The following is an 18,085-nucleotide window of genomic DNA, read 5'->3' on the forward strand; positions in this document are numbered from 1 at the left end:
GTGATTTGGAGATCATGATGCCGCAAGATCAAGCATCCGTCCTGCTGCAGGATGTATCCCTCGCTTATGGCGCGCAGGAGGTCCTGCGCGGACTGACGCTCTCCGTACCGGCGGGCAGCATCACCGCGTTGCTCGGCGGCAACGGCGCGGGCAAGTCGACGACGCTCGCGGTGCTGCTCGGCTTCGTGCGTGCGCAATCCGGTACGATCTCGGTGTGCGGCGTCGATCCGGGAAGCGATCCGGATGCGGCGCGCCGCCGCATCGCCTATCTGCCCGAGAATGTCGCACTCTACGAGCATCTGAGCGCCGCGGAAAATGCCGAGTATCTGCTCGCGCTTTCGGGCGAGCGGCACGCGCGCAGCGACATCACCGAGGCGTTCGCGGCCGCCGGCCTGCAGGAGCGGGCCTGGGACCAGCGGCTCGGCGGCTTCTCGAAGGGCATGCGGCAGAAGGTGGCGATCGCGGTCGCGCTGCTGCGCCGGGTGCCGGTGCTGCTGCTCGACGAGCCGACCTCCGGCCTCGATCCGCGGGCGACGGCGGACTTCAATACGCTAGTCGCCCAGGTGCGCGATCGCGGCACGGCAGTGCTGATGGTGACGCACGATCTGCTCTCCGCTGCCGACGTGGCCGACCGGATCGCATTTCTCGAAAACGGGCGCGTCACCGACGACGTCGTGGCCAGCGGACCCGAACGGTTCGACGTGCGTGCGCTTCATGCCCGCTTCCAGGTCGGCGGGGAGCCGCTCGCAGCATGAGCGCGACCCGCCTCATTGCGCGCGACGAGCTGCGGCTGATGACGCGCAACCGCGTCGCCGTGATCGCCTTCGTCCTGCTCGTGCTGCTGACGCTTGTCGCCGTGGCGAGCAGCTGGTCGCACCAGCGCGGCATCGCCGAGCTGCGCGCTCGGCACGCGCACGCGGCGGACGCTGCGTTCGATGCGCAGCCGGATCGGCATCCGCATCGCGTGGTCCACTACGGCACCTTCATCTTCCGGCCGTTGGGCCCGCTCGCGGCGTTCGACCCCGGCGTAGATGCGTTCACCGGGAACAGCATGTTCCTGGAGGGCCACCGGCAGAACACGGCGAATTTCGGCGACGTTCGGCAGAGCTCGTTGCTCGTCCGCTTCGGCCAGCTGACCCCGGCCTTCGTGCTGCAGGTGGTCGCGCCGCTGCTCCTGATCTTCCTTGGCTATGGCGCACTCGCGCGAGAGACCGAGCGCGGTACGCTCCGCCTGCTGATGCTGCAGGGTGTCAGCCGGAGACAGGTGGTCGGCGGCAAGCTCCTGGCGCTGGGCGCGGTGGCGCTGCTGGCCGGCTTGCCGGCGATGGTCGGCTTCGTCCTCATCGCGGGCCAGCCCGGCGCGCTCGCGCTGCCGATGCTGACCATCGCGCTCGGCTACTTCGCCTATCTGGCGTTGTGGGTGGTCGTGATCCTGCTCGTGTCGGCACTGGTCCGTCGCAGTCGTGACGCGCTGCTTGCGCTGGTAGCGTTGTGGGCGGTCCTGGTGGTGCTTTTGCCACGCGTCGCGCCCGATGTCGCAAACGCGGCTATACCGCTCCAGAACCGGCTGCAAACCGACATCGCGATCGCCCGCGACCTCAGGCAGATGGGCGACAGCCACAATCCCGACGATCCGCACTTCGCGCAGTTCAAGCAGTCGGTGCTCGACCGCTATGGCGTCACGCGGGTCGAGGACCTGCCCGTCAACTACAAGGGCATCCTGGGCCTGGAGGGCGAGCGGATGACCTCCGAGCTGTTCGATCGCTATGCCGGTGAAAGCTACGCGGCGCAGGAGCGGCAGAACGCGCTGGTCGAAACGGCGGGCTTGCTCAGTCCAACCATCGCAATCCGGTCGCTGTCGATGGCGGCTGCGGGAACCGACTTTGCCGGGCACCGGCGGTTCTTGGAACAGGCCGAGGCCTATCGCTACGACCTGGTTCAGCGACTCAACAAGCTCCAGGCGGACAATGTCAGCTACGCGGACGACACGGCGCAGGATGCCGATGCGGATCGGCGCAAGCGCGTCGGGGCGAGCAACTGGACCGCGATGCCCGACTTCGCGTTCAGAGCGCCCCGTGGCGCCGATCTGGCGCGAGGTGCCTTGCCAGGCCTTGCGATCATCCTCGTCTGGCTGGCTGCGGCGGCCCTGTTGCTCATGATCGCCACCCGTCGCCTGGGAGAGCGCCGATGAGCCTCGTCGCGCACGAACTCCGCCTGCTGCTCCGTCAGCGCCTGACCGTGATCGCGCTGGTGCTGCTCGGCCTGCTGACCATTGCCGCGCTGGCGGCAGGCATGACCGAGGTCGCGCGTCAGCGCGCTGCGATCGCCGCCATTCCAGCCGCACAGGCCGAGGATATCGGTGCGATCGCCGCCTGGGTCGACAAGTCCAAGGACGCCGGCAGCGCCGCCTATTACAGCTTCCATCCGACCTGGGACGCGCCGGCTCCGCTCGCCTTCGCGGCGCTCGGGATGCGCGACGTGTCGCCCTACATCCTGCGCGTGCGCGCGCTGGGGCTGGAGGCGCAGATCTACGACGGCGATACCTTCAATCCCGAGCTGGCTTTGCCGGGACGGTTCGATTTCGCCTTCGTGCTGGTGTTCCTGGCGCCGCTGTTCGTCATCGCGCTGTTCCACGATCTCGTTTCGGGCGAGCGCGAGGCGGGACGACAGCGTGCGCTCGAGGCGCTGCCCAGGGGAGGGCGCACACTCTGGCGCCGCAGGACGCTGCTGCGCTTCGCACTGCTCTGGCTGGTGCTCGGCCTGCCCTTCACGCTTGCGGCGTCGATAGAGGGCGTGGCGGCGGGCACGATGGCGATCGTGCTGGTGCTGATCGCCGCCTATCTCCTGTTCTGGATCGCGCTCGCCGCCCTGATCGGACGGCTGCGCTGGAGCTCGGTCGCCAATGCGGCGACGCTCGCCGCGGCCTGGCTGGTGCTGGTGCTGATCGTTCCTACGCTCGCCAACGTCGCGATCAATCAGGCGATCCCGGTGAATCAGGGCGCCGAGATCGCGCTCGCGCAACGCGAGGCGGTGAACCGCGCCTGGGACATCCCGCGCAATGACACGATGCGGCGCTTCTACGCCAATCATCCCGAGTGGGCGGATTCGGCCCCGCTCGGCCACGAGTTCCACTACAAATGGTATCTCGCCTTCCATCAGAACGGCGACGAGGCTGTGGCGGAGCAGGTCCGCGCCTATCGTGAAGGGCTCGAGGCGCGCGATGCCGCCGGCCGAGCGATCGGCTGGGTCTTGCCGTCGGTCGGCGTGCAGGCGCTGCTCACGCGGCTCGCCGACACCGATCTGGCGGGTCAGCTCGCCTATCAGGACTGTATCCGCGCGTTCCACAAGCGCATCCGGACCTTCTACTACGGCTATCTCTTCCGCGACCGCCCGTTCGGGAAGGAGGATTTCGCCCGTGCGCCGAAATTCGCGGACCGGAAATGTGGAAGCGCGGCTGGGAGCAGGACTTGAAGCTCGGTGGCGCCGCCGCCACGCTGAGCGCCCTTTGCATCGTCACCCCCGCCGCAGCGCAACGGGCGAACGACAATGCGGTGACCGCGGCCGAGGACGCGTTCGGCTCCTCGGTCGGTAACGAGAGCATCGGCCTCTATTCGCCAAGCCAGGTGCGTGGCTTCTCGCCGGTGGCGGCCGGCAACGTACGGATCGAAGGCGTCTATATCGACCGTCAGGGCGTAATCTCGCAGCGCCTCGTCGAGGGCTCGACCATTCGCGTCGGCTTGAGCGCGCAGGGCTACCCGTTTCCCGCGCCGACGGGCATCGTCGACTATCGCCTGCGCTCCGTCGGCGACCAGCGGCTGGTGAGCGTTCTGGCGGGAAGCCTCGCCTATGGCGCACCGTCCATCGAGATCGATGCGCAATTGCCGATAGACGGTCGGCGGCTCGGCGTCGCGCTGAGTGCGTCCTACGCGCACGAGGAATATTACGACGGATCGGACGCGCACTACAGCCGCTTCGCCATCATCCCGCGCTGGCGGCCGAGCGACGGCGTCGAGGTCATCCCCTTCTGGTCGCTGTCGATCGGCAGGGACGAGCAGGTCGCGCCGACCATCATCGCGGCCGGCGCCTTCGAGCCGCCCCCCGCGCCGCGACGGCGCTATTTCGGGCAGCAATGGGCCTTCCGGAACAGCCGCAGCATCAACGCCGGCACGATCGTCAAGGCGCGGATCGGCAAACGCTGGGCGGTGTCGGGGGGCGTCTTCCGCTCCTCGGCCGAGAACCTGCAGAACTTCGCCGAGCTGTTCGTCGGCACCACCCGCGACGGCATCACGACCGAGCAGGTCATCGCGGATCCGGGACAGCGTTACGCCTCGACCAGCGGCGAGCTTCGGGTCAGCCGGAGCTTCAGGGACGGACCGCGGCTCCACACGCTGCACGCATCGGTTCGCGCGCGTCGGCTCGACAGCCGCTATGGCGGCGCCGCGCCCGCGCTCGACCTGGGACCGCGGGAGCTCGGCGATCCGGTGCCGGTGCCCGAGCCCACGTCCTTCCGGTTTGGCGAGCAGACGCAGGACCGGGTGCGGCAGACGACCTTCGGCGTCGCTTATGAAGGACGCTGGCGCAACGTCGGCGAGCTCAGCGTCGGCGTGCAGCGGACCGACTATCGCAAGACCGTCGATCTGCCGGGTGCAGTGCCGAATGCGGAGCGACGCGATCGACCGTGGCTTTTCAATGTCGCCGCGGCAGGCTTTCTCTCGGACGGGGTCGCGCTCTACGTCGGCTACACGCGCGGCCTCGAAGAGAGCGGGATCGCGCCGATCAACGCCGCCAACCGCAACGAGGCGTTGCCGGCGATCCGGACGAGCCAGGCCGACGCGGGCATTCGCTGGACGCTCAACCAGCGGATGAAGCTGGTGGCCGGCGTGTTCGACGTCCGCAAGCCGTACTTCAACACCGACGAAGCGAACGTCTTCACCATTCTGGGCGACGTCCGTCACCGCGGTGCGGAAATCAGCCTGGCGGGAAACCCGATCGACCGCGTCAGCCTGATCGCCGGCGCGGTGCTCATGCGTCCTCGCGTCACCGGGCAAGGGGTTGAGCTGGGCCGCGTCGGCGAGATTCCGCTCAATCAGCCGGCGCGCGTGTTGCGCGCCAACGCCGAATGGCGGCCCGGCTTCCTGCCCGGCTTTTCCATCGACGGCGCGGTCGCAAACTTCGGGCGCCGCGCCGCCTCGCGTGAGAACCTGGTGTTCGTGCCGAGCTACACGCTGGTCGATTTGGGCATACGCTACCGCTTCAAGATCGGCGACGCGCCGGCGACGCTACGCTTTCAGATCGCCAACGTGACGGACGCCTTCGCGTGGAACGTCGTCGGCAGCAACAGCTACGCGCTGACCGACAAACGACGGGCGCTGCTTTTCCTGGCGGCCGACTTCTAGTCGGTTTCAGCTTCGCTGAATCGGCACCGGCCCGCTCCCCCACCCATCGCTCAGTGCGCAAGAATGAGCGCGAGCCGGTGAAATCCGACAGCGAGATGGATGCCCCGCGTGGATTCGAACCACGATTGACGGAGTCAGAGTCGGCTAAAAGTCGCGGAAATCCGCCATTCTAAGGCACCGTGTTCCATCCATGTCGCATTCCGCAGAGTTCAATAGCCTCCGCGGCCCCGCCACCAAAGGGGATCAGATGCGCCTTCACGCCATTCGGCTAGACGATCGCGGGGATGTAGTCGAATGATTCACGCCAAGCCGCGCCGCGGCGGCACGCACCGAACCACTGCGGGCGACAGCAAGAAAGTAACGGACGTCGTCCCGATCGATCATGGTGCATTCTTGCGCCATGTACGGCCCCTTTCCAACGCCGATGTTCATCTCTCGCGCTTACTCGCTGGATCGATTTCGCACCACGGATGTGCGGTTTTCACACTCAACGACCGGCGCTTGCGGACCCGTCTCCGGGGCCTCACGGGGGTGCGACCGGCATCGGCCTCGCCGCGGCCTAAACAAATCGCTTCCCTAATAGGATTTGCTTTGCTTGACTTGCGCCGGGGCTGCAGCCGCGCAGCCGGGGGCAAAGTGGAGCAAGGTGGACGAATGAAGCGCGATTCCCTTCACTTTTGCCCCAGCCGCGCGGCCCGTCCGAATCTCGGCCGATCCTAGGCCGCCATGCGGATCAAGCGGCTCAGGCTCACCGGCTTCAAGAGCTTCGTCGATCCGGCGGACCTGCGGATCGAGCCGGGACTGACCGGCGTGGTCGGTCCCAACGGTTGCGGCAAGTCAAACCTCTTGGAAGCGCTGCGCTGGGTGATGGGCGAGACCAGCGCCAAGTCGATGCGCGGCGCCGGCATGGAGGATGTGATCTTCGCCGGCACCGCCAGCCGGCCGCCGCGCGACTTCGCCGAGGTCTCGATCCTCGCCGACGAGGTGAGCGGCGAGGAGGGCGACGGTGAGCTGGAGGTGGTGCGCCGCATCGAGCGCGGCGCCGGCTCCGCCTATCGCATCAACGGCCGCGACGTGCGTGCCAAGGACGTCGCGCTCGCCTTCGCCGATGCCGCCACCGGCGCGCATTCGCCGGCGCTGGTGAGCCAGGGCCGGATCGGCGCGATCATCCAGGCCAAGCCCGCCGAGCGCCGCGCGATGCTGGAGGAGGCGGCGGGGATCGCCGGCCTGCACGTCCGCCGCAAGGACGCCGAGCAGAAGCTGCGCGCGACCGAGACCAACCTCGCCCGGCTCGACGAGGTCATCTCCGATCAGGAAGCGCGCGCGGTCGCGCTGAAGCGCCAGGCGCGGCAGGCCGAACGCTACCGCACGCTTTCCTCCGCCATCCGCGTCGCCGAGGCTCGGATGATCTTCGCGCGCTGGCGCGATGCCGCCGCGGCCGCCGATGCCGCCAAGGCGGAGGCCACCGCCGCCGAGGCGCTGGTCGCCGAGCGCGGCGAAGCCTCGCGCATGGCCGAAGCGGCGCAGACCAAGGCGACCGAGGCGCTGGTGGTCGCGCGCTCCGCGGCGCTGGCCGCACGCGACCAGGCCAGCGAGGCGGGGCACAAGCTCGCCGGGCTTCGCGCCGAACGCGAAGGCGCGGAGCGGCGGCTGGTCGAGCTGCAGGATGCGGCAAAGCGCCTGGTCGACGACCGCGCGCGCGAGGGCGCACTGGCGCATGACGCGGCCGAGGCGCTCGAACGGCTGGGGGAGGAGAGCAAGGCGCTCGAAGCCCGCATCGCCGAAGGGGCGGACCGCCTGCCGGCGCTGGAGGCCGCGCTCGCCGAAGCCGAACGCCGCGTGCGCGACGCCGAGGTGGCGCTGGCGCAGGCGCTGGCCGAGCAGGCGGCCGAGGCGGCGGATGCGAGGGTCGCCGACGCCGCCCTCGCCGCCGCACGCCAGCGGCGCGACCGCTGCCAGCGCGACAAGGCCGCGCTGGCGGCGGAAGCGGCGCGGCTCGCCGACCCCGAGCCGCTCAAGGCCGAGCGCACGCGCGCCGCCGAGGAGCGCGCCAAATGCCAGCGCCATGCCGAGCAGGCCCGCACCGCGCTCGCCCGCGCCGACGCCGAGGAGCGCGGCGCGATCGCCGGACGCGATCATGCCCAGAGCGCCCGCGCCGAAGCCCATGCCGAACTCACCGCGCTCGACAGCGAGGCCGCGGCGCTGGCCAAGGCGACGCGGACGACGGGCGGGGACAAGCTGCTCGATCAGCTCCGCCCCGATCCCGGCTACGAGCGCGCGCTGGCGGCGGCGCTGGGCGACGATCTCGAGGCAGGGCTCGATGCCAAGGCCGATCGCCATTGGGCCGGCGCCGAGCCGCTGCCCGACGATCCGGTGGCGGCAAGCCCGCTCGCCGATCACGTCAAGGCACCGGCCGCGCTGACGCGGCGGCTGCGGCAGATCGTGGTGGCGGAGAGCGACGATGGTCGCCCGCTCGCCGTCGGGCAGCGGCTGGTGACGCTGGCCGGGGTGCTGCGGCGTTGGGACGGCTATGTCGCGCGTCAGGGCGGCGCCGCGGCGGCCGAGCGGCTGCAGCGGCTCAACCGCCTGCGCGCGATCGAGGCGGCGCGGCCGGCGGCGGTGCGCGCGGTCGAGGCCGCCGACGCGGAGCTCGCCCGGATCGACGCCGCCATCGCCGAGGCGCGCCGCGCCGCCGCCGACGCCCGGCGGCTGCTCGATTCGGCCGAGGCCGGCGCGCGCGAGGCCGCTCGCGGCGAGGATCGCGCCACCGCCGCGCTCGAGCGCGCCGAGGCGCAGCGCGCCGACCTCGATGCGCGCCGCCAGCGGGTCGAGGCCGAGGTTGCCGAGGCCGAAGCCGAATTCGCTCGCGCCGAAGCCGCCATTGCCGCGCTGCCCGACGGCGGCGCCACCCGTGCGCGCGTCGCGGCGCTGACCGGAGATGCCGAGGCCGCGCGCGCCGCGGTCGCCACCGCCCGCGCGGAACGCGCCGCCCACGACCGCGCCGTCTCCGACGCACGCGAGCGCCTCGCCGCCGCCGCGGCCGAGGCGAAGAGCTGGAAGTCGCGCGCCGGCGAGGCTGCCCGCCGCATCGCCGAGATGGGCACGCGCGAGGCAAGCCTGGCGGAAGAGATCCAGACGCTGTCCACCCGCCCCGTCGCGCTCGCCGACGAGATCGCCCGGGTCGAGACCGGCCACGTCGAGCTGCGCATCGCGGCCGACCAAGCGCTCGAAGGCGAACGCGCGGCGGAGGCCGAGGTGCGCGCGCAGGAGGCCGCGGCACGCGTCATTGCCGAAGCATTGGCGGAAGCACGTGAGGCTCGGGCCGGCGCGGTCGCGCGCGCCGAGAACCAGGAGGCGCGCAGGGTCGAGATGGGCCGCCTGTCGGGCGAGCGCTTCGAATGCCCGCCGCCGCTGCTGCCGCAGCGGATCGAGTTCGCCGAAGCCGATGTCGGCCCGCCCGCCGACGAATCCGCGCGCCACGAGCGGCTGCTGGCCGAACGCGAGCGGATCGGCCCCGTCAACCTCGTCGCGGAGAGCGAGCTCGCCGAGCTGGAGGCCGCCAGCACCACCAACGCTGCCGAACGCGACGAGCTGACGCAGGCGGTCCATCGCCTGCGCGGCTCGATCGGCACCCTGAACCGCGAGGGACGCCAGCGGCTGCTCGCGGCATTCGAGGCGGTCGACGGCCATTTCCGGCGCCTGTTCACCACGCTGTTCAACGGCGGCCAGGCGCATCTCGAACTGATCGATTCGGACGATCCGCTCGAGGCGGGGCTCGAGATCATGGCGCAGCCGCCGGGCAAGCGGCTCCAGTCGCTGACCCTGCTGTCCGGCGGCGAGCAGGCATTGACCGCGGTCGCGCTGATCTTCGCGCTGTTCCTCACCAATCCGGCGCCGATCTGCGTGCTCGACGAGGTCGACGCGCCGCTCGACGACGCCAACATCGACCGCTTCTGCGACCTGCTCGACCGCATGGTCGAGGAGACCGCGACCCGCTACCTCATCGTCACCCACAATGCCGCGACGATGAGCCGGATGCATCGCCTGTTCGGCGTGACGATGGTCGAGAAGGGGGTGAGCCGGCTGGTGTCGGTCGACCTCGGCGGCGCGGAACGGCTGCTGGCGGCGGAATGATTTGGTTCACGCGGAGGCGCGGAGATGCGGAGGTGGTCCGCCTCTGGTGCTCGTCTCGCGTCAGCGAGACCTTTCAACCGCAGCGAGCGCCGGGCGAGAAGGCCGCTTGCGCGGCTAAGCCCGCGGCAGGCGACGTCTCTCCGCGCCTCCGCGCCTCCGCGCGAACAAATTCTTTTTTCCCTTCGCGCCTTCGCGTGGATCTCAAACGTCCCGCGCCTCGCGCGCCCGCTCATGGTGGCGGATCACCTCGTCGATGATGAAGCGCAGGAACTTCTCGGAGAATTCCGGATCGAGGTCCGCCTGCACCGCCAGCGCGCGCAGCCGCGCGATCTGCTGCTCCTCGCGGCTCGGATCGGCCGGCGGCAGGCCGGTCTCGGCCTTGTAGCGCCCCACCGCCTGGGTCACCTTGAACCGCTCGGCGAGCAGGCACACCAGCGCCATGTCGATGTTGTCGATGCTCTGGCGATAGCGTTGCAGCGTCTCGTCGCTCATCCCGGTCCTCTCGCGCGAATGCCCAGCCGCCTTTGAAACGCCCCGGTCCCCGGCGCAAGGCTTGCGTTTCCCTCCGTGCGCCGCCATCTGCCGGCGACATGAGCGCCACCGTTCATCGCCTCGACGCCAAGCGCGCGCCTTCGCTCGATCCGATGATGGCGCTCGTCGCCCACGACATGAACCTGGTGAACGCCGTCATCCTCGACCGGATGCAGTCGGACATCCCGCTGATCCCCGAGCTCGCCGGCCACCTGATCGCCGGCGGCGGCAAGCGGATGCGGCCGATGCTGACCCTCGCGGGGGCCGCGCTGCTCGGCTATACCGGCAACCGCCATCACAGGCTCGCCGCCGCGGTCGAGTTCATCCACACCGCGACCCTGCTCCACGACGACGTCGTCGACAATTCGGACCTGAGGCGCGGGCGGCGCACCGCCAACATCATCTGGGGCAACCCGGCGAGCGTGCTGGTCGGCGACTTCCTGTTCAGCCGCAGCTTCGAGCTGATGGTGGAGGACGGATCGCTCAAGGCACTCAAGATCCTGTCGAACGCGAGCGCGGTGATCGCCGAAGGCGAGGTCAACCAGCTCACCGCCGTCCGCCAGATCGAGCTGGGCGAGGAACGCTATCTCGACATCATCGGCGCCAAGACCGCCGCGCTGTTCGCCGCCGCCTGCCGCATCGCGGCGGTGGTGGCCGAGCGGTCCGAGGCGGACGAGATCGCGCTCGACACCTATGGCCGCAATCTCGGCATCGCCTTCCAGCTCGTCGACGACGCGCTCGACTACGTCTCGGACGCCGGCACGATGGGCAAGGACGCGGGCGACGACTTCCGCGAGGGCAAGGTGACGCTGCCGGTGATCCTGGCCTACGCGCGCGGCGACGAGGATGCGCGTAGCTTCTGGCGTGACGCGATCGCCGGGCGGCGCGCAGCCGATGCCGACTTCGCCGAAGCGGTCGAGCGCGTGCGCCAGTCTCGCGCCGTCGACGACACGCTGGCGCGTGCGCGCCACTATGGCCAGCGCGCGATCGACGCGCTCGGCCGCTTCGCGCCGTCGAGCGCCAAGGACGCGATGGTCGAGGCGGTCGAGTTCGCGGTGGCCCGCGCCTATTGAGGCTGCCCTGACGACGCTTCCGATCGAAGCCGTCCTGCCCGACCTGCTGGAGGCATTGCGGGAGGGCAGCAGCGCTGTGCTCGTCGCACCGCCGGGCGCAGGCAAGACCACCGCGGTGGCGCCGGCGCTGCTCCGGGAAAGCTGGTGCACGGCCGAGGTGCTGCTGCTGAGCCCGCGCCGGCTGGCGGCCCGCGCCGCGGCGGAACGGATGGCGGCGCTGGCCGGTGAGCCGGTCGGCCGCACCTTCGGCTATGCGACCCGCATGGACAGCAAGCGCTCGGCGGCGACGCGGGTCACGGTCGTGACCGAGGGCATCTTCGTCAACCGCATCCAGGCCGATCCCGAGCTCGCCGGCGTCTCGGCGGTGCTGTTCGACGAGGTGCACGAGCGCAGCCTCGACAGCGACTTCGCGCTGGCGCTGGCGCTGGATTCGCGCGCGGGCCTCAGGCCCGATCTCAGGCTCGTGGCGATGTCGGCGACGCTCGACGGCGGGCGTTTCTCGGCGCTGATGGACGATGCGCCGGTGATCGCGAGCGAAGGGCGCAGCCATCCGCTGACGCTGCGCTACCTCGGCCGCACGCCCGAGAGCCGCATCGAGGAAGCGATGGCCGCGGCGATCCGGCAGGCGCTGCGCGAGGAGGTGGGCGGCGTGCTCGCCTTCCTGCCCGGGGTCGCCGAGATCGAGCGCACCGCCGAACGGCTCGGCGCGCTGCCCGGCATCGCGCTGCACCGGTTGCACGGCAGCCTCGATCCCGCTGCCCAGCGCGCCGCGATCGCCCCGTCCGACGCGCGCAAGCTGGTGCTGGCGACGTCGATCGCCGAGACCTCGCTGACGCTCGACGGTATCCGGGTGGTGATCGATTCGGGGCTGGCGCGGCGGCCGCGCTATGACCGGGCGGCGGGGATGACGCGGCTGGTGACCGAGCGCGCGAGCCAAGCCGCCGTCGTCCAGCGCGCCGGCCGAGCCGCGCGGCAGGGGCCGGGCGTCGCCTATCGTTTGTGGGAAGAGGCGGCAACGGCCGGGCTGCCGCGCTTCGATCCGCCCGAGATCCTGGAGGCCGACCTGTCCGCGCTGACGCTCGCCACCGCGATCTGGGGCGTCGCCGATCCGCGCGCGCTGCGCTGGCTCGATCCGCCGCCGGCGGCCGCGGTTGAGGAGGCGTGGAGCCGGCTCAAGGCGCTGGAGGCGCTCGATGACGATCGGCGTCCGACCGCGCATGGCCGGACAATCGCGAGCCTGCCGTTGCCGCCGCGGCTCGGGCACATGCTGGTGCGCGCGGGCGAGATGGGGCTGGCGAGGACCGCCGCCGAGATCGCGGTGCTGCTCGGCGAGCGGGGCCTCGGAGGCAATGATCCCGATCTCGAGGTGCGTCTCCGGCGTTGGCGCAGCGAACATGGGCAGCGCGCCGAGGGCGCACGACAGCTGGCGGAACGGTGGACGAAGCTTCTCCCCCTCCCCGCTGAAGAGAGGGGCGGTGCGGCAGGCCGTGGTCTCGATGAGACTCCGTCCCCTCTCCCAACCCTCTCTCCAAGGGGAAGGGGGCTAGACGCGGTCGGCACCTGTATCGCCCTCGCCTTCCCCGACCGGGTCGCGCGACGACGCGATCCGTCGGGGGAAAGCTGGGCATCGGTCGGCGGGCGCGGGTTCCGGCTCGATCCCACGTCCAGCCTCGCGCGGCAGGAGTGGTTGGCGGTGGCGGAGACGGCGGGAATGGCCGCCGGCGCGCGCATCCTCTCCGCCGCGCCGATCGGGTTGGAGGCGATCGAGGCGCTGTTCGGCGACCGGATCGAGACACGGCGGACTGTGCGCTTCGCCCCGGCGACGGGCGCCGTCACGGCACTCAGGGAGACGCGGCTGGGAGCGCTGCGGCTAGCTTCCGGACCCGACTCGGCCGCGAGCGCTGCCGAGATCGAGGCGGCGCTGCTCGAAGGGGTCCGCGAGCATGGGCTCGACCTGCTGCCGTGGCCGGAGAGCGCGAAGGCGCTCAGGGTCCGCGCAGCCTTCGCCGGAGTCGAAGGGCTGGACGAGGCAGCGCTGCTCGCCCGCCTGGACGAATGGCTGCTGCCGCTACTCATCGGCAGACGACGGCTCGATGCGGTTGAGGGGCTCGCCCAAGCGCTCGAAGGGCTGCTCGGGTGGGACGCAATGCGGACCATCGACCGCATCGCCCCGGCGCGGTTCGAGAGCCCGGCCGGGTCGCATCCGATCGACTATGACGCCGAGGGCGGGCCGAAGGTGGAGCTGAGGGTGCAGGCGCTGTTCGGGCTGGCCGAGCATCCGACCGTCGGCATGGCACGCGTGCCGCTGGTGCTGAGCCTCACCTCGCCCGCCGGCCGGCCGATCCAGACCACGCGCGACCTGCCGGGGTTCTGGCGCGGAAGCTGGGCGGCGGTCGCCAAGGAGATGCGGGGACGCTATCCGAAGCATCCCTGGCCCGACGATCCGGCGAGCGCCGCGGCGACGCTCAGGACCAAAAAGGCTGATGCACGCCGCACCGACTCGCGATAAGGAGACGGCCATGTCGCAGCCAGCCCGCATCTACCAGCGCCCGAAGAACGCCATGCAGTCGGGCCGTTTCCGCACCGATCGCTGGGTCCTCGAGTTCGAGCCCGCCGAGGCGCAGCGTCCCGATCCGCTCACCGGCTGGGCGGGATCGAGCGATACCCGCAATCAGCTCCGCATCAACTTCCCGACGCTGGAGGCAGCGGTCGATTATGCCAGGCGGGAGGGCATTCCCTATCACATCGTGCCGGCGCCGGAGCGCAGGCTCAAGCTGCAGGCCTACGCCGACAACTTCCGATGACTCCGGCCGAAGTGCTGGATCGCTGGATCGCGGCCTTCAATGCCGCCGATATCGATGCGCTGGCGACGCTCTATCATGACGATGCGATCAATCATCAAGTGGCCAAGGCGCCGGTAACCGGCCGCAACGCGATCGCAGCGATGTTTGCCGCCGAATTCTCCGCGGCTCCCTGGATGCATTGCCTTCCGCTCAACCGTATGGCCGACGGCGAATGGGCGGCGATGGAATGGCGCGATCCGAAGGGCTTTCAAGGCTGCGGCTTCTTCCATGTCGTGGACGGCCGGATCGCACTCCAGCGCGGCTATTGGGACCGGCTGAGTTTCGAACGGCTCTATGGCATCAGCAGCGGCTGACCGAGCAGCACCAGAATCTTGACGTCGATTCCCATGCCCTCCGACCGGCGGGCGGCGACATAGGCGGGGACCTCGGCCAGCGGCACGCGGTGGACCGTGATGCCCTCGTCCGCCGTTCCGCCGCCGTTGCCGACGCGCCTCAGGCCGTGGGCGCGGACCAGGGTGAAGCTTTCGGAGACCATGCCGGGCGAGGACCAGAATTCGCCGAGCGGCTCGATTCGTTCGGCGCGATAGCCGGTCTCCTCCTCGAGCTCGCGGGCGGCGGCGGCCTCGACGCTCTCGCCGGCGTCCTCGTCGCCGATCAGGCCGGCGGGGAGCTCAAGACAGCGGCGGCCGAGCGGGACGCGATACTGGTCGACCAGGATCACCTGCCCTTCATCGTCGATCGCAAGGATCACCGCGGCGCGGATGCCGGCGGCGCGGCCGACATATTCCCAGCGCCCGCGCGTCTTGGCGGCGATGAAGCGGCCCTGCCAGACCGTCTGCTCGGGGGCGTCGGCGTCGGCGATCACAGCTCGATCAGCCGGTCGGGGAGCTCGTTGACGTCGCCTGCGCCGCGCGGGAAATGCTCGGCGAGCACGTGGCCGATCTGCGTCACGGCATCGGCCATGCCGTCGCCGGGGCGGCCGTCCTTCACCGCCGCGATCAGCGCCGCCATCGCCGCACCCCATACCTCCTGCGGCACCTTCGAATGGATCGATTCGTCGGCGATCAGCTCCGCACGATGCTCGTCCAGCGAGAGGTAGAGCAGCACGCCAGTCGCGGCGACGGTGCGCTTTTCGGCGCCGGCGCGGAACAGCTGGAGCGCGCGGCGACGCACCCGGCGGGTCTTGGTCGCAGCCGGGGTCAGCAGCAGCCGCAGGGAACGCCAGGCGAGCGCCAGGCGGCAAAGCAGATAGACCAAAGTCGCGAGCGCCGTCGCGATCGCGATAAGGTGGCCGACGTGCGGCCCGCTCCAGGCATCGAACAGCCGGGCGTTGATCGCCTCGACCGCGCCGGGGAACGTCGCGAGCAGCGCCAGCGCGAGCACCATGCCGAGCACGCTCCATTGCAGCGCGACGTCGTGATAGGCGTCGGACTGACGCGCGACGACGGTGACGATCTCGCCGTTGGTGTGGGCCTCGGCGGCGGTGACCGCGGCGGTGACCCTGTCGTGATCGGCGGCGCTCAGATGCATCACCAGCTCCCCGATGCGCCGCCGCCGCCGAACGAGCCGCCGCCCCCGCCGCTGAAGCCGCCGCCGCCCCAGCCGCCGCCGCCATCGCCGCCGCCCCAATCGGAGCCGCCCCAGCTCGATCCGCCCGAACGGTGCGAGCCGCGCGAAAGCTCGTCGGCGATCGACCACAGCACGATCGGCCACACGCTGCCGCCGTCGCCGCCGCGATAGCGCCGTCCGCGCCGGCTGCTCGCGGCACCCACGAACATGAAGAACAGCACGATGCCGATCGGCAGCAGCACGGGCCAGGGGAAGCCGCCGCCCGCGGAGGTGTGCCTGCGATGGGTGCGGTCGAACTCGGCGACAGCGGCGTCGGTGCGCGCCTTGGCCTCGTCGGGAGAAGCGCGCAGCTGCGCGATGATCGCATCGGCACCGGTGGTCATTGCGCCGGGAATATCACCATTCTCGCGCAGCCGCGGCATCATCTCGTTGTTGATGATCACGCTCGACAACGCATCGGTGAGGATCGGCTCGAGCCCCCGCCCGACCTCGATCCGAGGGCCGCGCTGCCCGGCAGGATTGTTGGGCGCGATGAACAGGATGGCGCCGTTGTTGACGTCCTTCAGGCCGACGCCCCAGGCACGCCCCAGCCGATAGCCGTAATCCTCCAGCGGATAGCCCTGCATGTCGGCGATCGTCGCCACCACCAGCTGGCGATTCGTATCACGCTGGAGCGCCTCCAGCTTGGCGGTGAGATCGGCCTCGGTCTCGGGCGGGAGCACGTTGGCGTCGTCGACCACCAGGCCGGTGAACTTGGGGAAGGTCTGGGCGCTCGCCGGTAAGGCGAGCGCAAACAGCAGCGCACAGAGGACCGCGATCCTTCCCCATCCGTTCGCCCTGAGCTTGTCGAAGGGCCGCACTTTTTCTTTCACCTCAAAAGGAAAGACAGGGCTTCGACACGTTCAGCCCGAACGGTGGCGGTGGAATCTTCCTTCAGCTCGCATTGCCGAAATCGACCTTGGGCGCGGTCTCGGCCCCCGGCGTGGTCGCCTGGAACGGCACCATCGGCTTGGCGCCGTAGAAGATCTTGGCGCCGATAGCGTCGGGGAAGGTGCGGATCCGGGTGTTATAGGCCTGCACCGCCGTGTTGTAGTCGTTGCGGGCGATGGTGATACGGTTCTCGGTGCCCTCCAGCTGGCTCATCAGCGTGGTGTAGTTGGCCTGGCTCCTGAGCTCGGGATAGGCCTCCTGCAGGCGCTGCAGCGACAGCGTCACGCCCGCCTGGGCGCGCTGATAGGCCGCCATCTTGGCGGGATCGGTGAGGTCGCCCTCCGACACCTGCACCTGGGTCGCCGAGGCGCGCGCCTGGGTCACCTCGGTCAGGATGTCCTTCTCCTGCGCCCCGGCCGCGCGCACCGTCGCGACCAGGTTCGGGATCAGGTCGGCGCGGCGCTGATATTGGTTCTGGACGTCCGCCCAGCGCGCTTTGGCATTCTCCTCGGCGGTCGGCACGCTGTTGAGCCCGCAGGCGCCGAGCGCCAGCGCGGCGATCCCGGCAAAGACGAGACGAAGCTTCATATGACTTGTCCTCCAACCCTCGCGGCGGCAACATTTAGGGGTCTCGCGCGTCCGCACAATGGCAAATCGGATGGGCAAAAGAGGGAGGCCGGCGAATGTTCAAGGAATTCAAGGCGTTCATCGCACGCGGTAATGTGCTCGACCTGGCGATTGCGGTGATCATCGGCGCCGCTTTCGGCAAGATCGTGACCTCGCTGACCGAGGATGTGCTGATGCCGGTGATCGGCCGCGTCTTCGGCGGGCTCGATTTCTCGAGCTATTTCGTCGCGCTGGGGCCGGTGCCGGCCAATCTCGCGGGATCGACCGATTATCAGGCGCTGAAGAAGGCAGGCGTGCCGCTGTTCGGCTATGGGGAGTTCATCACCGAGACGGTCAATTTCCTGATCGTCGCCTTCATCATCTTCCTGCTGGTGCGCGCGGTCAATCGCATCGTTCCCATCGCCAAGGCGGAGGACGCGGCTGAGCCCGCGGACGTGGCGCTGCTCAGGGAGATCAGGGACGAGCTTCGGAAGAAATAGGCTCGAGTCCCGTCATCCCCGGCTTTCCCGGGGATGACGAGAAAGGGAGACGGCACTCGAACTAGATCACCGTCTGCCCCGCCCGCGTTGACCTCGGGACATGGCTCATTTGGCTCGCAGGCCATGAAAGGGCGAGGTCGCCGCGCTCGACGCCGCCAGCGCTCTGTCGCCCGAATGTCCGGGGTGGATGATCGAGCGCCAGAGCGAGTATCGCACGGGCGGCGCCATCACCGCGCCGCCGCCGGATGGGAGCCGCTGAGGCATGTTGAAGGCGGCCGATACGAGGTATACATGTTCGACATGAACAAATCGGCCGCCATTACCGCTGAAGTCGATGACGAGACCTTCGCGATGGTCGAGGCATTGGCCAAGGCGAAAGGCGTGAGCAGCGCGCAGTTCGCTGCCGAAGCCATTCGGCGTGTTGCCGAAACGGAGGCGGATTTCAGAGCCTTTGTCCAAGTCGGCATCGATGCCGCCGACCGTGGTGATGTGTCCCGCATGAGGTGGTCATGGCGGAGCTCGACGCGATGATCGACGGGCGC

17 protein-coding genes are annotated in these 18,085 nt (G+C 69.9%); 11 read left to right on the plus strand and 6 right to left on the minus strand.

Annotation, left to right across the window (positions count from 1 at the left end; translation table 11 throughout):
• Positions 1–17: 17 nt before the first annotated feature.
• Genes ACMGER_RS05830 through ACMGER_RS05845 form a run of 4 tightly spaced genes read left to right on the plus strand, consistent with a single transcriptional unit; the run spans position 18 to position 5,396 of the window.
• Positions 18–755, plus strand: a complete 738-nt coding sequence (locus tag ACMGER_RS05830) for an ABC transporter ATP-binding protein (RefSeq protein ID WP_436811151.1) — start codon at positions 18–20, stop codon at positions 753–755.
• Positions 752–2,191: an ABC transporter permease gene (locus ACMGER_RS05835; RefSeq protein WP_436811152.1), complete on the plus strand. Its 1,440-nt coding sequence runs from the start codon at positions 752–754 to the stop codon at positions 2,189–2,191. Before ACMGER_RS05830 ends, ACMGER_RS05835 begins: the two co-directional genes overlap by 4 nt.
• Positions 2,188–3,471: a DUF3526 domain-containing protein gene (locus ACMGER_RS05840; protein WP_436811153.1), complete on the plus strand. Its 1,284-nt coding sequence runs from the start codon at positions 2,188–2,190 to the stop codon at positions 3,469–3,471. Before ACMGER_RS05835 ends, ACMGER_RS05840 begins: the two co-directional genes overlap by 4 nt.
• A complete protein-coding gene (locus tag ACMGER_RS05845; protein WP_436811154.1) occupies positions 3,468–5,396 on the plus strand; it encodes a TonB-dependent receptor domain-containing protein in 1,929 nt (642 codons plus the stop codon). The genes ACMGER_RS05840 and ACMGER_RS05845 overlap by 4 nt, the downstream gene beginning before the upstream one ends.
• A gap of 255 nt (positions 5,397–5,651) precedes the next feature.
• Here the strand turns inward: ACMGER_RS05845 and ACMGER_RS05850 are convergent, their stop codons facing one another.
• Complete coding sequence (locus ACMGER_RS05850) at positions 5,652–5,828, minus strand: helix-turn-helix domain-containing protein (protein WP_436811155.1); 177 nt, start codon at positions 5,826–5,828, stop codon at positions 5,652–5,654.
• A 294-nt stretch (positions 5,829–6,122) separates the two neighbouring features.
• Between ACMGER_RS05850 and smc the strand changes: the two genes are divergently transcribed.
• The gene (gene smc, locus ACMGER_RS05855; protein WP_436811156.1) at positions 6,123–9,530 is read left to right on the plus strand and encodes a chromosome segregation protein SMC; all 3,408 of its coding nucleotides are present in this window, start codon (positions 6,123–6,125) and stop codon (positions 9,528–9,530) included.
• A 201-nt stretch (positions 9,531–9,731) separates the two neighbouring features.
• Here the strand turns inward: smc and ACMGER_RS05860 are convergent, their stop codons facing one another.
• A complete protein-coding gene (locus ACMGER_RS05860; RefSeq protein ID WP_436811157.1) occupies positions 9,732–10,022 on the minus strand; it encodes a chorismate mutase in 291 nt (96 codons plus the stop codon).
• A gap of 98 nt (positions 10,023–10,120) precedes the next feature.
• Here ACMGER_RS05860 and ACMGER_RS05865 point away from each other — a divergent pair, with 98 nt between their 5' ends.
• The 4 genes from ACMGER_RS05865 to ACMGER_RS05880 are packed head-to-tail and all read left to right on the plus strand — an operon-like array spanning position 10,121 to position 14,291.
• Complete coding sequence (locus ACMGER_RS05865) at positions 10,121–11,134, plus strand: polyprenyl synthetase family protein (protein ID WP_436811158.1); 1,014 nt, start codon at positions 10,121–10,123, stop codon at positions 11,132–11,134.
• A 7-nt stretch (positions 11,135–11,141) separates the two neighbouring features.
• A complete protein-coding gene (hrpB, locus tag ACMGER_RS05870; RefSeq protein WP_436811685.1) occupies positions 11,142–13,643 on the plus strand; it encodes an ATP-dependent helicase HrpB in 2,502 nt (833 codons plus the stop codon).
• A gap of 10 nt (positions 13,644–13,653) precedes the next feature.
• Entirely contained in the window at positions 13,654–13,938 is a 285-nt protein-coding gene (locus tag ACMGER_RS05875) for an ETC complex I subunit (RefSeq protein ID WP_436811159.1), read from the plus strand.
• Entirely contained in the window at positions 13,935–14,291 is a 357-nt protein-coding gene (locus ACMGER_RS05880; RefSeq protein ID WP_436811160.1) for a nuclear transport factor 2 family protein, read from the plus strand. The genes ACMGER_RS05875 and ACMGER_RS05880 overlap by 4 nt, the downstream gene beginning before the upstream one ends.
• Here the strand turns inward: ACMGER_RS05880 and ACMGER_RS05885 are convergent.
• The 4 genes from ACMGER_RS05885 to ACMGER_RS05900 form a co-directional block, all read right to left on the minus strand.
• Positions 14,270–14,803, minus strand: a complete 534-nt coding sequence (locus ACMGER_RS05885; protein WP_436811161.1) for an NUDIX hydrolase — start codon at positions 14,801–14,803, stop codon at positions 14,270–14,272. The two genes, ACMGER_RS05880 and ACMGER_RS05885, sit on opposite strands and share 22 nt — an antisense overlap.
• Complete coding sequence (locus tag ACMGER_RS05890; protein WP_436811162.1) at positions 14,800–15,468, minus strand: TPM domain-containing protein; 669 nt, start codon at positions 15,466–15,468, stop codon at positions 14,800–14,802. Before ACMGER_RS05890 ends, ACMGER_RS05885 begins: the two co-directional genes overlap by 4 nt.
• Positions 15,468–16,367 carry a TPM domain-containing protein gene (locus tag ACMGER_RS05895; protein ID WP_436811163.1) on the minus strand — a complete coding sequence of 300 codons (900 nt, stop codon included), beginning with the start codon at positions 16,365–16,367 and terminating at the stop codon, positions 15,468–15,470. The genes ACMGER_RS05890 and ACMGER_RS05895 overlap by 1 nt, the downstream gene beginning before the upstream one ends.
• 73 nt (positions 16,368–16,440) lie before the next feature.
• Positions 16,441–17,025: a LemA family protein gene (locus tag ACMGER_RS05900; RefSeq protein WP_436811164.1), complete on the minus strand. Its 585-nt coding sequence runs from the start codon at positions 17,023–17,025 to the stop codon at positions 16,441–16,443.
• Positions 17,026–17,120: 95 nt separating this feature from the next.
• Between ACMGER_RS05900 and mscL the strand changes: the two genes are divergently transcribed.
• Both mscL and ACMGER_RS05910 read left to right on the plus strand, forming a co-directional pair.
• Positions 17,121–17,543: a large conductance mechanosensitive channel protein MscL gene (gene mscL, locus ACMGER_RS05905; protein WP_436811165.1), complete on the plus strand. Its 423-nt coding sequence runs from the start codon at positions 17,121–17,123 to the stop codon at positions 17,541–17,543.
• 291 nt (positions 17,544–17,834) lie between these two features.
• Complete coding sequence (locus ACMGER_RS05910; protein WP_436811166.1) at positions 17,835–18,074, plus strand: CopG family ribbon-helix-helix protein; 240 nt, start codon at positions 17,835–17,837, stop codon at positions 18,072–18,074.
• Positions 18,075–18,085 lie beyond the last annotated feature (11 nt).

This window comes from Sphingomonas astragali, assembly GCF_051400615.1.
Taxonomy (GTDB): domain Bacteria; phylum Pseudomonadota; class Alphaproteobacteria; order Sphingomonadales; family Sphingomonadaceae; genus Sphingomonas.

Bases quoted from the DNA above. Each gene is read 5' to 3' on its own strand.
- ACMGER_RS05880 (WP_436811160.1), top strand. From the start codon at position 13,935: ATGACTCCGGCCGAAGTGCTGGATCGCTGGATCGCGGCCTTCAATGCC.
- ACMGER_RS05835 (WP_436811152.1), top strand. From the start codon at position 752: ATGAGCGCGACCCGCCTCATTGCGCGCGACGAGCTGCGGCTGATGACG.
- ACMGER_RS05890 (WP_436811162.1), bottom strand. From the start codon at position 15,468: ATGCATCTGAGCGCCGCCGATCACGACAGGGTCACCGCCGCGGTCACC.
- ACMGER_RS05910 (WP_436811166.1), top strand. From the start codon at position 17,835: ATGTTCGACATGAACAAATCGGCCGCCATTACCGCTGAAGTCGATGAC.
- ACMGER_RS05900 (WP_436811164.1), bottom strand. From the start codon at position 17,025: ATGAAGCTTCGTCTCGTCTTTGCCGGGATCGCCGCGCTGGCGCTCGGC.
- mscL (WP_436811165.1), top strand. From the start codon at position 17,121: ATGTTCAAGGAATTCAAGGCGTTCATCGCACGCGGTAATGTGCTCGAC.
- ACMGER_RS05850 (WP_436811155.1), bottom strand. From the start codon at position 5,828: ATGAACATCGGCGTTGGAAAGGGGCCGTACATGGCGCAAGAATGCACC.
- ACMGER_RS05865 (WP_436811158.1), top strand. From the start codon at position 10,121: ATGAGCGCCACCGTTCATCGCCTCGACGCCAAGCGCGCGCCTTCGCTC.
- ACMGER_RS05830 (WP_436811151.1), top strand. From the start codon at position 18: ATGCCGCAAGATCAAGCATCCGTCCTGCTGCAGGATGTATCCCTCGCT.
- smc (WP_436811156.1), top strand. From the start codon at position 6,123: ATGCGGATCAAGCGGCTCAGGCTCACCGGCTTCAAGAGCTTCGTCGAT.
- ACMGER_RS05840 (WP_436811153.1), top strand. From the start codon at position 2,188: ATGAGCCTCGTCGCGCACGAACTCCGCCTGCTGCTCCGTCAGCGCCTG.
- ACMGER_RS05875 (WP_436811159.1), top strand. From the start codon at position 13,654: ATGTCGCAGCCAGCCCGCATCTACCAGCGCCCGAAGAACGCCATGCAG.
- ACMGER_RS05860 (WP_436811157.1), bottom strand. From the start codon at position 10,022: ATGAGCGACGAGACGCTGCAACGCTATCGCCAGAGCATCGACAACATC.